This is a genomic window from Limnothrix sp. FACHB-406, assembly GCF_014698235.1.
Taxonomy (GTDB): domain Bacteria; phylum Cyanobacteriota; class Cyanobacteriia; order CACIAM-69d; family CACIAM-69d; genus CACIAM-69d.
This window is the reverse complement of sequence record NZ_JACJSP010000005.1, coordinates 1-14,672: the sequence shown is the minus strand read 5'-3', so window position 1 is coordinate 14,672 and position 14,672 is coordinate 1. Positions and strand designations below refer to the sequence as shown.

The 14,672-nt window shown below is 55.7% G+C and carries 11 protein-coding genes, 1 tRNA gene and 1 pseudogene; 11 read left to right on the top strand and 2 right to left on the bottom strand.

Going from position 1 to position 14,672, the window contains the following annotated elements:
- Window positions 1-67: 67 nt before the first annotated feature.
- The 4 genes and pseudogenes from H6G53_RS06730 (at window position 68) to H6G53_RS06715 (ending at window position 2,374) form a co-directional block, all read left to right on the top strand.
- A tRNA-Gln gene (locus tag H6G53_RS06730) sits at window positions 68-139 on the top strand.
- A 425-nt stretch (window positions 140-564) separates the two neighbouring features.
- A pseudogene (locus H6G53_RS06725) lies at window positions 565-912 on the top strand (YkgJ family cysteine cluster protein); the annotation flags it as partial.
- A 341-nt stretch (window positions 913-1,253) separates the two neighbouring features.
- Window positions 1,254-1,526 (top strand): hypothetical protein, encoded by a 273-nt coding sequence (locus tag H6G53_RS06720; RefSeq protein WP_099534496.1) that lies wholly within the window; start codon window positions 1,254-1,256, stop codon window positions 1,524-1,526.
- Entirely contained in the window at window positions 1,526-2,374 is an 849-nt protein-coding gene (locus H6G53_RS06715) for an A24 family peptidase (protein WP_099534495.1), read from the top strand. The genes H6G53_RS06720 and H6G53_RS06715 overlap by 1 nt, the downstream gene beginning before the upstream one ends.
- 7 nt (window positions 2,375-2,381) lie before the next feature.
- Here the strand turns inward: H6G53_RS06715 and H6G53_RS06710 are convergent, their stop codons facing one another.
- Window positions 2,382-3,506 carry a squalene/phytoene synthase family protein gene (locus H6G53_RS06710; RefSeq protein ID WP_190353834.1) on the bottom strand — a complete coding sequence of 375 codons (1,125 nt, stop codon included), beginning with the start codon at window positions 3,504-3,506 and terminating at the stop codon, window positions 2,382-2,384.
- A gap of 1,117 nt (window positions 3,507-4,623) precedes the next feature.
- On the opposite strand from H6G53_RS06710, the gene accD reads away from it, so the two are divergent.
- The 6 genes from accD (at window position 4,624) to H6G53_RS06680 (ending at window position 10,111) form a co-directional block, all read left to right on the top strand.
- Entirely contained in the window at window positions 4,624-5,610 is a 987-nt protein-coding gene (gene accD / locus H6G53_RS06705) for an acetyl-CoA carboxylase, carboxyltransferase subunit beta (RefSeq protein WP_190531627.1), read from the top strand.
- Between the two features lie 712 nt (window positions 5,611-6,322).
- Entirely contained in the window at window positions 6,323-6,820 is a 498-nt protein-coding gene (psbV, locus tag H6G53_RS06700) for a photosystem II cytochrome c-550 (protein WP_099534491.1), read from the top strand.
- A gap of 368 nt (window positions 6,821-7,188) precedes the next feature.
- The gene (locus tag H6G53_RS06695; protein WP_099534490.1) at window positions 7,189-7,644 is read left to right on the top strand and encodes a YtxH domain-containing protein; all 456 of its coding nucleotides are present in this window, start codon (window positions 7,189-7,191) and stop codon (window positions 7,642-7,644) included.
- Window positions 7,645-7,670: 26 nt separating this feature from the next.
- Entirely contained in the window at window positions 7,671-8,564 is an 894-nt protein-coding gene (locus tag H6G53_RS06690; protein WP_190531625.1) for a hypothetical protein, read from the top strand.
- Between the two features lie 9 nt (window positions 8,565-8,573).
- A complete protein-coding gene (locus H6G53_RS06685; protein WP_190531623.1) occupies window positions 8,574-9,830 on the top strand; it encodes a CCA tRNA nucleotidyltransferase in 1,257 nt (418 codons plus the stop codon).
- A gap of 143 nt (window positions 9,831-9,973) precedes the next feature.
- Window positions 9,974-10,111 (top strand): hypothetical protein, encoded by a 138-nt coding sequence (locus H6G53_RS06680; protein WP_370567083.1) that lies wholly within the window; start codon window positions 9,974-9,976, stop codon window positions 10,109-10,111.
- A gap of 532 nt (window positions 10,112-10,643) precedes the next feature.
- Here the strand turns inward: H6G53_RS06680 and H6G53_RS06675 are convergent.
- Entirely contained in the window at window positions 10,644-13,013 is a 2,370-nt protein-coding gene (locus tag H6G53_RS06675; RefSeq protein ID WP_190531621.1) for an AAA family ATPase, read from the bottom strand.
- Between the two features lie 570 nt (window positions 13,014-13,583).
- On the opposite strand from H6G53_RS06675, the gene H6G53_RS06670 reads away from it, so the two are divergent.
- Complete coding sequence (locus H6G53_RS06670; RefSeq protein ID WP_190531619.1) at window positions 13,584-14,522, top strand: serine/threonine-protein kinase; 939 nt, start codon at window positions 13,584-13,586, stop codon at window positions 14,520-14,522.
- The last annotated feature ends 150 nt before the right edge of the window (window positions 14,523-14,672 follow it).

The following is a 14,672-nucleotide window of genomic DNA, read 5'->3' as shown; positions in this document are numbered from 1 at the left end:
AAAAAATTCAGAAAACCCCTTGACCCTTCTCGGAAGTTGTTGTTACTATACTCAAGCCTTCGGGCAATGGGGCGTCGCCAAGCGGTAAGGCAGCGGGTTTTGGTCCCGCCATTCCTAGGTTCGAATCCTAGCGCCCCAGTTAAAAAATTAGTTAGAGAAAGCTTTTTGATTGAAAGCTTGCTGATTGCGCTTCAGCCAAGCCAGTCAGTAAAAAAGCAAAAATAAAGAAGCAAAATATAAAATCAAGAGTAATCAAGATCAAAAACAGTGTCTTGGTAATTCATGCCCTTGGTAATTTATGCGGGCTTACACCCAGACGTAAACTTAGGAACCCATTTAGGAATTGAAATATCAATCACTGAGGCGCGATCGAAACCCGATCGAGGCATGATTGAGAAATCGATTTGGTAACCCGATTTGGCAACCGAGTTTAGAAACCGAATTTAGAAACCGAATCGGAAGCTTAATTGGCAAGGCCCCCGGCGAACTCCAGCGCAGGAAAAAGCAAGTCATCGGTGGTCAATTTTGCACAATCCATCAACCCTACTGACGAGGACAACTGAGGTGGCAACCTGGCAATGTATCAAAGGCTGTGGAGCCTGCTGTCATCTCGATCCCAACGAACGCCCCGACCTGGAAAGCTATTTAGAACCTGAGGATTTATTGCTCTATCTGAGCATGGTGGGGCCCGATGGTTGGTGCATGAATTATGACCAATTGAACCGAGAATGCACGATCTATGACGATCGCCCCTGGTTCTGTCGGGTGCAAGTCGAAACCTTTCAGCGGATGTTCGAAATTGAGCCAGCGGAGTTGAACGATTTTGCGATCGAGTGCTGTCGTGATCAAATCAGCGGAGTCTATGGCGATCTGAGCTTGGAAATGCATCGGTTCGATCGCGCCGTGGGCCTCACCCTCAGCACCAACGCCCCAGCAACCCTCGATCCGTTGGAGTTGGATCCGTCTGGATTCGATCCGTCTGGATTGGATCAATATCAATAGGCATTTGACCAGCAGCAATCAACCAGCAGAATTCAACCAACGAAATTAAGCCAACGAGATTGAGCCAACGGAATTGAGCCAGCCGAACGCTCAATGCCACCAACCAGCGCAACAACCAATGCAACAAAATGCAATGCAACCAATGCAACAAAATGCAATGCAACAAAATGCGCAATGAGTGAGATCCCAATCGCGCAGAGGGCTGCATTCGGATTAAATTGAGGATTGGCTCTTTCAGTTTCCTGAGTTCCATGTCTGACCCTAACGCTTTACCCGACTGGATTCGCCAAATCGTGCAGGATCAACCCCTCAGCAACGAGCAGGCGACTTGTTTGCACTGGATTGGCGATGCTTACCAACTGCTGATGCAGCTCAATAGCTTTAGCTTGAGTGAGTATTCTGAGCAGGTTCAGCATCTCGATCGGGTAGCGGAAATGGCTCGGGCTGGGAGTCGGCTGGCTCAACATGCGCCGGAAGTGGTGGAAGCCTTGGTTCAACAGCAGCCGGTGGGCCGCTCGTCCTGATGTTCACCCCCGAACAATTGGCGCTGGCGGTGGTGGCGATCGCCCTGGGGGTTTCCGTCGGAAGCTTCTTGAATGTGGTGGTTTATCGCCTCCCCGCTGGCCTGTCGCTGCTGCACCCGCCCTCCCGCTGCCCCAAATGTTTGCACCGGCTGGCTCCCCACGACAATGTGCCGGTTTTCGGCTGGCTGTGGTTGCGGGGCCGTTGTCGCTATTGCGCAGCCCCGATCGCCCCGCGCTATCCCTTGGTGGAAGCCACCACCGGGCTGTTATTTGCCGCGATCGCCCTGCGAATTAGCGCCGCCGAACCGGAATTGGTGTTCAGTCCTTGGGGCTTGAGCATGATTTTGGGAGGATGGATCTTCGTGAGCTGGCTGCTGGCCCTGGCGCTCATTGATTGGGACACCCTCACCCTGCCCAACTCGCTCACCCAATCGGGCCTGCTGTTGGGGTTGGGATTCAGAACCGCCTTCGGAGCGATTGACGCGGGCCAGGGCAGCGGCGCGGCGGCCGGATTGCTGGATGCCCTGTTGGCCATGGCGCTTGGTTTGTGGTTGTTTCAGGCGATCGCCACCCTGGGCAGCTTGATTTGGGGACGCACGGCCATGGGGGCCGGAGATGTGAAGCTGGCGGCCATGCTGGGGGTTTGGTTGGGCTGGAAATTGCTGTTGCTGGCGAGTTTTTTGGCCTGCGCGATCGGGGCAGTAGCCGGTTTGGGCGCAATGGGCCTGGGTTGGCTACGGCGCGATCGGGTCTTACCCTTCGGCCCATTTCTGGCCCTGGGCAGCCTAATCGCCATGCTGTGGGGCCCAGAAATCATCACAGCCTATTGGCAATTTTGGGTGCGCTAGGCCCAAGTCAGAGCCTGGCCACCACCTCCTCCACTGAGGATGGCCAATAATTTCCCCAAGCCAAATTCAGCAACGTTCCTTGCATCTCACAGAGGCATTGCACCAGCCGCTGGGCAGTCCGCACCATTAGCGGGCTAGTTTTCAAAAAAGCAGCCACTTGAACCGCCTGGGCCGATCGCTGCAAGGTGGGTGAAATAGCCGTCGCAGTGGTGATAAACGATCGCTCCTGCCATTGATCCAAATCCTCGCGAACCGCTTGCCAGTAAAGGACTTGGAATTGCACAAAATCAAAATCGCACTCCCGCAGCACCCGCTCAATGCGGGCATAGCGATGCAGACACCAGTTGCGCAAAATGACCCAGGATGGGTGTAAATCCCGCGCCAAAACCAGCTTGAACGCCCGTCGGCGCAACTGCGGCAAATAATCATCCACCCAAAAAACCATCATGTCGTGATAGGCCGGCGTGCCGATGCACGATCGATCCAAAACCGCCGCCCGATCGACCCCAAACCGATCCAACACCTCCTGGGGAAAGTAGCAGATCCCTTGGCGCGCATCCTCATCGATGTCGCGCAGGTTGTTATAGAACTGATCGACCGCTCCAAAGTGATAGGCCGCTTCCCACTGGGACGGACTCAAAAACGGCAGAATCTGGAAAAAGGAACCCGCCAACGTCTCCAGCATCGTTTCATAGTCAGCCAACGTTTCAATCCGTAGATTGTCCGTGTGGTAGGTCAAGATTGCATCCAGATACCGATCCCACGACTGCACAGATAAGCGATCGCTCAGACTTGCCTCCGCATGAAACCAGCGCTGTTGCATTGTCACCAGCAAGCTGGCATCTTCTGTGACCATGGCCGCCGGGCCATGGCTCAGCAAACGCTTCCAAGAGCGATAGAACGCGAGGAAACTAGGCTGCTCCGTAGATGTGTGATTTTCTTTACAGACAAGTTCTGCCTCCGCCAATCGATCGACCTTACGAATCCAACCAATCCGTTCAATCCATTCCCGTTGCACATCTGACTCGAGTCCTAAGACCCAAGCAGCGTTATCTTCATCCTTAAGAGAATCATCAGCAATCGCGCAGTATTGCGACGATTCGACCAGCTTGGCCACAGCCGATCCGTTCATGATGCACCCGTGAAATCCCTGACGCACTCTATTAGAACTTTAGCCCCTTGTTCTGGTAGATGAACAAATACCACCAATTTCTAAGGAAGTCTTAGCCGTCAGGGGCGATCGCCCTTTGTTTTAGCAAGAAATGGCCAGACTTTATTGCTGTGTGACACCCCCTAATCTCAGGAATTGAGAACATCAGCCAAGTCTAGCCAGGATTGAAATTTAAAGCGCTTGTTTTCAGGCATGAAATTCTTTTTTTAGGCCATGAATTAGTGATGATTCTCAATCTTTAAAACACTTGTATTTTCTACTACATCAATTCAGAGAGAAATCCCTTAAGGTGTCTCACCACTCAATTGGTTGTCTCCGCAAATTCTCGGAGCTAATGCCCCCAGTGTCAGCCTTTGGGATGCGTAACCAGAACGACAACACGGAAGCCCCCTAAAAAAAGGCACAGGCTAACAGGGCGCAAGTTTTGAACAACCGCCGCCGTTGGCTGACCCGATCGCCGATCGCGTGCGCGCCTGTCTATGGCTCAATCAAGGGACTATCTTGCTGAACCCGAGGTTGGATTGAGACCAGATCGAGGCTGCTGAGTCCAAGCGTCAGCCCAAGGTTGACCCAAAATCGATACAGCCAAATGGATACGGCCAAATGGATACGATAGATGCGATGAGGGATCAAGCGCGATGAGGGATTGCGGATCGCGCCGATCCCAATCCTGGCAAGATTGTATTGCCGCTGATCACGTTGCCGCTGATCACGTTGCCACTGAATCATGGCAAGATTCACCGGATCGCGACCCTGGATTACAAAACAGGGCGATCAGCAAATCTAAGCGCGTTATGGCTAAGGGAAGAATTTTGGGTTCTGGGCCAGAGCGTGGGAAACTAGGGCAGCGATCACCCGCTGCTGGCAAGGGCGCATCTGGAAGCAGGTAAACTGCGCCGGCCGAAAGCAGCAACGCATTTTGGTAGCCCTGTTGGAACGAATCCGCCGAGCCTCTGGGATGGTTTACAACACCCCCAATCGACCGTTACCAGTGCCTTTGACGCAACCGTTTCTGGTGTCCGCAAGAGTATTGTAACGCCCCGAGGGGCGGGGAATCTACCCGGAGAGTATTGAACCCATGTCGTTGTTTGATTGGTTTGCAAATCGTCGTAAGAGCGATCCGGCTGGACATTCAGGCCAAGAGCGAGAAATCGCCGATGGTCTCTGGACGAAGTGTGAAGCCTGCGGCGTTCTCGCCTACACGAAAGACCTTCAGGCAAATCAGATGGTTTGCCTGGATTGTGGGCATCATATGCGGGTCTATAGCGATGAGCGGATCCAGCAATTAATTGACCCGGGTACTTGGGTGGCGTTGGATCGGGATGTGCGCCCGGTGGATCCTCTGGGCTTTTTCGATCGCAAGTCCTACAGCGATCGAATTGTGGAGGCCCAAAGCAAATCCGGCCTCATTGATGCGGTGCAAACGGGCTTGGGTGATTTGGAAGGCCAACCGATCGCCCTAGGGGTAATGGACTTTCGGTTCATGGGCGGCAGTATGGGATCCGTGGTGGGCGAAAAGCTCACTCGGGCGATCGAGCGGGCCACCGCTGAACGCCGGGCCATGGTGATTGTCTGCGCATCCGGGGGGGCCCGAATGCAGGAAGGAATGCTGAGTTTGATGCAGATGGCCAAAATTTCCGGGGCCCTGGAGCAGCATCGCGAGGCCGGCTGTCTCTACATCCCTGTGCTGACCCATCCCACCACGGGCGGTGTGACGGCCAGTTTTGCCATGCTCGGCGACATCATCATCGCAGAACCCAAAGCATTGATCGGGTTTGCGGGTCGGCGGGTCATTGAACAAACCCTGCGCGAAAAGCTCCCGGATAATTTCCAAACGGCGGAATATTTGCAACAAAACGGGTTTGTGGATGCGATCGTGCCGCGAACCCAACTGAAGTCTACGTTGGCCCGCTTGGTTCGATTGCATCATGCTTCCCGACGGGCGGTGTCCACGGCTCCCACCAATGGGGCCCGGCTGCGGGATGAGGTGATGCTGGATGGTCAACGGGATGGGTTGCATGTGGAACGTTCGATCGCCCCTGGCTCGATCGCGGCCCAGCCCTAAATCCTCTAACCGGCTATCCCCCAACCGACTCGCAGTGATTTGGTTCACCCAATTCGATTCGCTCCAGCGGCCCTCGCCAAGATTACGACCCGAGATTGCGGCCCGAGATTGCAACCCGAGATTGCGATATGTTTCCGAACGATGGTTTCGGAATCCAGGCTCTACGGGGGATCACCCCGCCCCCGAAGCGAGACTAGGGCCATGGGCTGAAAGCCTTGACCCCCAACGGTTATTCAGCCCCCGATCTTGGAAAGTCATGCCCACTGATGCGGCTTGAGTTGATAACTTGCCATCTCCCGGAGCCTGAAAGGCGGGGGCTTTGCCCTCAATCCGGTAAGATTAAAATCAACTTTTGGCTACCGCATTTTTTCTCCAAAACATTTACCGTTTAGGGCTTTGCCGGCCAAAGGCAACCGTTATCATTACCCGGCGATCGCTGGGTGAGACTCGGACACTTTGAAAAGACACCGGAACCAACCCCGCTCCCGTCACTGGGCAGTGGAGAGGGCCTTGGGGTCAAACCACCGATCAACGCAGCCGTTTTAGCTGGCTGCCTAGATCGGGAATCCCCGTTGCTTTAGCATGGGGAGGATGTGAATTGTGGTTAGAGTGCCGCAGCGGGGGCGATCGCGCGATCCGAGCGACAATCTAGCCGGCTATAACATCGGCCTGACTTTGATCGAGATCAAGAGACTCAAGTCTAGAAAGAACTATGCTGAAAAAGGTTGTTTTGCTAGTTGTAGCGGTGGCGTTTTTTGCCTTCCAACTGGCCGTTAGCCCCGTAAGCGCGGCGGAAATGAAGCCGGAACTGCGCACGGTCAAGGTCAGCGAAAAGGGTGATACCGTCACCTTGACCCTGGAGCAAGTGGCTCTGGGCAAGAGACTGTTTAATGACACTTGTGCCCAGTGCCATGCGGGCGGTGTGACCAAGACCAGCCCCGATGTGGATCTGTCGCCTTCGTCCTTGGCGGGTGCCGTTCCTAGCCGCGATCACATCGCTGGCCTGGTGGACTACATGAAGAATCCGACCACCTACGACGGTGAAACGGAAATTTATGAACTGCACCCCAGCACCCGCAGTTCTGACATTTTCCCGGAGATGCGGAACCTGACCGATGAGGAATTGGAAGCGATCGCTGGTCATATTCTGAGCCAACCCAAGGTGATTGGTTCCCGCTGGGGCGCTGGTAAGACTCGTTATTCAACTTGATGGATGAGTGAATATGGAGGGCGATCGAGCAACAGGGTAGATGATGCCCGATAGCGATGCCCTCAGGGTTCTCTGGATGGTCGTTTGATTCAGTTGCCCCATTCAAGACTCATAATCGACTGCTTGCCCGGTTAACCGAAGGATGGTGGCCGGGTATTTGTTTGGGATGAATTGAGCCTGGGGATGAATTGGGCACTGGCATTAGTTGAGCATTGGAATTAGTTGAGCCTTGGACTGAATTAGGCTCTGGGATTCCTGAAGCGGCGGCCACCCCGCAATTTTGCAGGGTAGAATCGAAAGGTCTCTGGGCTAAGGTTCCATGGCCGCATGAGTTCCACTAGCTGTGCCGTTTGCCCCGCGTCATCATCATGTCTAAACGTCAGTCCGATCGATTTGCGCTGGGGATCCTGTTGGGGGCGGCAACCGGAGCCGTAGCAGGATTATTGTTGGCTCCCCGATCGGGTCGAGCTTCCCGCCAGCGCCTACAGCAATCTTTGCAAAACACTTTGCAAAACACCTTACAAAAAACGGTGAAGCAATCGGGCGATCGCCTGCCGGGAGCGTTGGAGGAGTTGGGGCAGGTGGTGCGCGACCAAGCGGCCATTTGGTCCGATCGCACTCGCGATCGCCTAGAAGGGGCGCTCGATCGACTGCGAGACGCGATCGCCAGCGGTGTGGCCGCCAGCCAAACGGTGGATCAAGAAGATGTCAGCTTGTCGGAAGAGGGCGACGCAATCCCAACCGGCTCAGCCCCAACTCCGAAGCCCCGCCAGTTGGCCTATAACCGTATGGCCGCCCCCATGACCCAAACGGGCGATCGCTAACGGCGCGCATTCCGTCCTCTGAACCCATGATCGATCCGTTATTTTGGCTGGGGCTATCGTTTTTGCTCGTCAGCGTTTGCTTGGCGATCGCCCTGGCCGCTGCCATTCCTGCCCTGCAAGAATTGGGGCGGGCCGCCCGCAGCGCCGAAAAGTTATTTGACACCCTCACGAGGGAATTGCCGCCCACCCTGGAAGCCATTCGCCTCACGGGTTTGGAAATTAGTGACCTGACGGATGACATGACCAATGGCGTGCAAAGCGCCGGTCAAGTGGTGCAGAAGGTGGACAGCAGCTTGGACACGGCCCGGCGGCAGGCCCGGCGAGTGGGAGCCACGGCCCGACGGGCGGCGGCAGGTCTTCAGGCCGCTTGGCAGGTGTTGGTGAAACCTGGTCGCGATCGCCGTCGAGATAACCGATTGGAAGGGCGCAGTGAACGGAATGAATTGCGGGGCGAACTGCGGGGTGACCTCAGGAACGATCGCAACGAACGGAGTGATCGCGATGAGCGAAACGACCCAAGAACTGAGGGGCTGAACCGGCGAGCGGAACGGCCGGGACTACCGAGTGGATCCACTTGGCAACCGCCCGATCGCTATGCGGAGGCCTACCTAGAAGATGAGCTGGATGATGATCTCGATGATGATTTGGAAGATCTGGATGTCGAGGATCTGGATATCGAGGATCTGGATGAATTAGATCATTTGAGCCATCGAGCCAACTATGGAGATCAACAGGCGCTCCAAGATTTGCAAAATTTGCGAGGTCTGAACCATTCAGCAACCTCCGGTGAACTGGAGCAGCTAGGCAATGATCCCAATTCGGGCCGCGATCGAAATTCAGGTCAGGATCGCAACCCTGAAGCAAGCACTAACTCCGACCCTGAATCTGGAGATGGAACCCTGGTTGAGCGATCGAAATGAGCTGTCGAGATGAGCCTTGATTTGCAGGACTGGCCCCTAAAACTCACCCCCTTAAAACTGACGGATTTACCCGAGACGGCTTATCTGGTGGGTGGAGCCGTGCGGGATGCCCTTTTGGGGCGGCAACGCGACGCGGTGGATTTGGATGTGGTGCTGGCGACGGGGGCGATCGAGCTGGCCCGATCGATTGCTGGGCGCTACGATGCAGGGTTTGTGGTGTTGGATCGAGAACGCCAGATTGCGCGGGTGGTTTTTGCGCAGGGAACGCTGGATGTGGCGGCCCAAGTGGGCGACTCGATCGAGGCGGATCTGCGACGGCGGGACTTCACGGTGAATGCGATCGCCTATCAACCCCATCGTCAGGAGTGGGTGGATCCCCTCGAAGGCCGGCGAGACTTAGCCGATCGATCCCTGCGGATGGTGTCCGTGGAAAACCTGCGGGAGGATCCCCTGCGCTTGTTGCGGGCCTATCGAATCAGCGCCCAATTGAACCTTCAAATGGAGCCGACCACGGCCCAGGCGATCGCCCAACAGGTACCGAATTTGCGGCTTGTGGCCGCCGAACGAGTGCGAGCTGAGTTGGACTATTTGTTGGAAACGCCCCGGGGCGATCGGGCACTGATGGCGGCCAGCGAAATTCAGCTTTTGCGCGATTGGCTGCCCCCTTGGCAAGGAAAGCATGGGGTAACACTCCCGGCCCTATCCAAGGCGATCGAGCAATTACAAAACCTTTGGCCCGATGCCCCCCTCAACTGTCCCCTGCCCAATGGGCGATCGCCCTTGGCGGCGGCCCGGCTGGCCTGTTTGTTGGGGTCAGATTTGATGATCGCCCAACGGGCCCTGGAGCAACTCAAAACCAGCCGGCTTGATCAGCGCATTCTGCTGGCAATTCTGGGGGCCAAGGCTAGCCTGCCGGCCGATCGCCTCTCGCCTCTCGATCGCGCGGCTCAGTACCAATTTTGCAAGGCGGCTGGGGAGGGATTTTTGGCAGCCGTGCTCCTGGCTTTGGCGGAAGGAACGGCCCCGATCGCCCTGGCCGAGGCGATTGGCCGTTGGCAAGATGCCACCGATCCGGTCGCCCACCCCAGCCCACCGCTCACGGGTCACGAGTTGATGACGGAATTTGGCTTGCCCCGGGGGCCGATCGTCGGTCAACTGTTGGCGGCCCTGGAGCGGGCCCAGGCCATTGGACAAATTCAGGGTTCCGAAAGCGCTCGGCAGTTTGCCCAAAGCTGGCTCCAATCAGCCCAATCCTTCCCGACATAGCCAACCTTTGCGGGCCAACCTTTGCGGGTCGATCGCGAAAGGCAATCTCAAGGCGATCGAGATGCGCTATGCTAGGTGGGCTGAACGGGAAATGGAACATGGCAAAGCGCCGTAACCTCAAAAAAGAAAAAGCACAGCGTAACTTGGCTTACGCACGTAAATTCCGCAAGCGCTCCAACAGTGGACGGATGCACCGCTCTCGTCGCCCGTCTGCATCGGCCGAAGCGGAAACCAATGAAGAGGAAACGACCACCGACGTTCAAGACGGTGCAGCGGTCTAACCCAACCCAAGTCTCTCTTCTGTGGCCGAAGCGGCCTGTGGCTAAAAACGTTTTGGGTTTCCTTGCTCCGTCGTGGATCCAATTTTCCATTAACCTCTGGGTTGTGCCATGGATTGGGTCTAACCCACGACCGGGGCCAGAAGCACCCGATCGCGGCTTTGAGGAAGCGCAGCAGTTTTATTAACTGTTGCGCTTCTCTGTTTTTGCCATTTGTTTTGAGCATTTGTTTTGAGGATCAGTTCCCTTGACCAAGAGCAACGGCCGAGTCAGGCGTTGCAGATGTGGGAAATTAGACCTCTTTCACGAAAATCCCTTTCCTCCAGATCGGCTGATCAACGATCATTTTGTAGGTTGGGTTGAGGCACGAAACCCAACAACAGCAAGGTTCGTAGTGATCGAGTTGGGTTTCGCAAAGCTCAACCCAACCTACCGAAAAACCAAGCATTTGAGCGTTTTGTCAGTCAATCAGTAATCTTGGAAAGGAATTTATAGTCGCTTTATCAATCCGCTCTAAAGACCTCGTTAAAAATGTTTAGAGATTTTTCAGAAAATCCTCCATTTCTTGGGCCTCGGTGACCATTCCCAAGGTTTGGAAGTGATCGATCGCCCGCTCGGCCCAATTACGCGACTCCTTGCGCAATCGCCCGGCCAAGGCCGCGCGGGCCAAATGCTTGCAGCAATAGGCACAACACCGCTGATCAACAATCACTGCCGCCAACCGGTAGCTAGCTTCCAACTCCCGCAAAGCTCGGGAATATTGCCCCTGCGCCATCCGCACCTGCCCGATCGAGGACTGAATGTAGGCCGTTCCCCGTTGCCAACCCAAGGCCTGTGCTTTTTTCAGGGCTGTTGTATAAAGTCGCAAGGCTTCGGCGGAGTTCTGTGCCTGCTGGGCTACATCGCCTTCGTAGTAAAGACTCTGGCACTCCAAGCGCAATCGGTGCTCAGCGTTGAGCTGGGGATTGTGAATGAGCTGCTCAACACGGTGTTTCCACCGATCGCCATGGTCGATCGATCCCTGTTCATAGGCCAGGCGCAGTTGGTTAATGGCTAAATCCGACTGCAAATCTAGATCCAGGTGATCTCGCAATTGCCAAACGGCCTCAAAATCCGCGCAAGCCTGGCGAAGGGATTGGGAGTCATTGCGGAGGGCATGGGTCCAACCGCGATCGAACAAAAAGCGTGCCTCCAAGGCCGAGTTCTGCTGCTGACGAGCCAGTTGGATGGCTTTGGCATCGCGGGCAATCCGCTCCGACCAATGACCGCGAAAGTGGCTGTAGCCCCTGAGGGGTTGAAAAACCTGCCAAAACGACTCCAATCGCCCGGCCGCCAAACACCAATCCAAAACCTGATTCAGGGTGTCCCAATGGAGATCGATCGCCTGGTGATCGGTTAACCACTCCAGGCGATCGCCCTGGCCATGTTGCCGCACGTAGTCGATCGCCCATTGCAACCATCGCTCACGCATCGCCATTTCTTGAGTTGGGGCCAGGCGATCGACCCCCACCGTGGCCACATAACGCCGAGCCAAGGACGACAGACCATAGCACCCATCACAATGGAGGGTCACCATGGACTGCTCAGCCAGCTTGGCCAAATGGGCCCAAGTGGCATGGGCTTCTGGATCCACTCCGGCCACTTGGGCTAACAGTGCCGGTTGCACGGGAACCGCAAACCAACTGAGGGCCAACAGGAATTGCCCCGCCAACTGCCCGCCCAAAGCCTCCAGGGTATTGGCGCAGTAAAACTGCGTCACCCAGTGATCCGGCTGCTCCAGTTGGGCAATGACCCAGGCGATTGGTTGGCCCGCCGCCAATTGCCCCAACCCCCAAGCGATCGGCCCCGGCAGGGAACCCGCCGCCGCCACCAAGCGCCGATATTGCCCCAGAGACCAAGGCCAACCCGTTTCCGGAACCCGCTGCATGATCCACCGCAAGGCCGCCTCTGGCTCCAGGGGATCTAGGTGGAGCGATCGGGCGATCGGCAACCGATAGCGACAGGTGAACAACACCTTGACCGTGGCCGGCAATTCATACAAAAACGCCAACGTGGCCTGCGGATCCGTCACTTCCTCAAAACTATCCAAAATCAACAACATGGGTTGTTGAGCCATCAAAGTCCAAGCCTGTCGCATTCGATCGGGCAACGGGCGATCGTTCCATTCATTTGCCACCCGATCAGAATCGGATGTGAGATCTTGCAAAATTTCCGATAATAGCTGCTCTAGGGTTTGTTGCGATCGACATCCTGGCAGCAACCCCATTCCCGTTAAGTAATGGGTTTTAGCGGAAGTGAACAAGACCCGCTGAAAAGGGCAAGAGTTTTGTTGAATTAAATAATGAACGCTCGCTAAAACCAGGGCCGTCTTACCGGTTCCGCCAGCGCCTTCAATCACCCAAAATCGCTCTTCTTGATTCCGTTGCAGCCAGTGAATCAGGTGTTCCCACTCCCGATCGCGGCCCTCCAAAATCGCACTATCCTGAGCTGGTAAATAAACCTTCAAGTTTCGATGCTCCGCGATCGGAGCGGCGGAAATTCGATAGGGACGTTCTGCTAACATTGCCAAAGCTCGGCGATGACAAAAACGCCCTTCCCAATTTAATAATGCTTTAAGATAAGTGTAAAGCTTATTTGTGAGTTCCGTTCGGAGAGCATCGGTGTTAATTTCAAGCACTGTTGCCAGGGCTTTAATGCTCATTCCTGTGAGAAATCCGCGCAAATAGAGGCGTTCAGTGCGGCTGAGTTGCGATCGCCGAGGATCACCAGCGGCAGGAAACTCCGGACAGGGCTGCCCCTGCTTTGCCCACAGCAGCCGGGCCTTGACTCGGCCCAAGTCGCGATAGAGACCTTCGAGATTCCATTCGCACCCCACCTCCTGAAACAACGTGCTTTTGCTATCCATCGTTTGCTGGTCACCCTCCTTCGGGAAAGGCTCGATTAGCCAAAGTTCGTGGCCGAGATTCAGGTCAGTTTCATCGAATTGATCGAAGATTTGAGATTTACCTAAGATTTTAGAGTTTTACCTAAGATTTTGGCTTTGGCTCTTACAAAATGAATCGAGATATTCTGATTTTCAAGCTGATTTCGCCACCGATTCCGCGCCGATCGCGTGGGGGAAACTGATTGTTCAGCCCTCGTGAATTCCTGTTAGCTCAGAGGACTCGTTCAACAAATTCGTTCAACGGACAGACCTAGGGTCGATCGCCCCTGGATCTGGGCCAAAAGCCGCGAGCAATTCATCTGGGTTCTGGGCCAAAGCCCGCTGTCATGGGCCGCAGCCGGATCCAAGCCAATGGGCTGCTGATGGTTTTTGGGCTAAATCAACAACAATTCCAGGTTTTGGAGCCTGCATAAAAATTTCCAAGCAAGGCGATGTTAATGCAGTTGATGTTGGGTTTAGGGCTTGAGTAATTGCGCCCTAGCTGCTTGCTCTGTGTTGCTGAATTCTTGAAACTTTGGTCGAGAATGCCCCATGATCCTTCCCTCTCCGGTGTTGTCTCAGGATCGGAAAACGGCTTGGCCCGACGGAACCTTAATTCACGATCGCTACAGCATCCTGCGGGGGCTGAATGCCGCCGCCGCACGATTGCCCCAAGTCGGTCAGGTGCAAGTGTTTGAGGTGGTGGACTTGGAAGACGACGATCGGCCCAAGGTTTTGAAACTGTTGATTCGTCAACAATCAACCCGGCTCGATCGGCTTTATCGGGAAGCGGAAGTGCTGATGCGCGGCCCCCAGCATCCCCAAATCCCCAAGGCGGCCGTGGATGGCTTCTTTTGCTGGCGACCGATCGACAGCCGCTGGCCCTTTCAGGGGCTGGTGATGGAAGCGATCGCGGGGGAATCCCTAGAGGCTTATCTCGATCGACAGGGGGCGATCGACCCCATGGCAGCGATTCGCTGGTGGGTGCAACTCAGCAGCCTGCTTCACAACCTGCACCAAGCCGGCTGGATCCATGGGGACGTGAAGCCCGCCAATCTGATTCGGCGACCCCAGGGGGATTTGGCCCTGGTGGATTTTGATGCGGCAATGCTGGTGGGTGAGCGGGCGGCGGCCTGTGGCTCCGCTGGCTACATTGCCCCAGAGCAGCGGCAAGGGCAGCCCATTGGCCCCGCCAGCGATTGGTTTAGCCTGGGCCGCACGATCGTGCATTGGCTCACGGGGCAGCATCCCTTAGATTTGATTGCCCAAAGTGTTGACTCTGACTTTGACTGGCGCTGGGCTGTGCCGGGGTTGCCGGACTCGATCGCCGATGCGATCGATACCCTGATGGCTCCCAACCCGAGCGATCGCCGAATCATGCCAGCGGGAACCACCGCCACGTCCTTGCTTCCCCTGGCTCAGCGCCTGGCGCGGCCGCCCATTGTCGCCACGCCCCCTAGGCAGTTCCCGGAATTCCCGAGGGCTGCCTAGGGAATCCCTGGGAATCCCAGCAACCTAGGAATTTCTAGGGGTTTCTAGGGATTAGACCTCTTGCACGAATAGAATAGTGGTGTGGAAAGTCGCTGTCACCACCATCGAGAGATGCTCTACGAAAGCCTCGCCTCGCTACCCCCATCACAG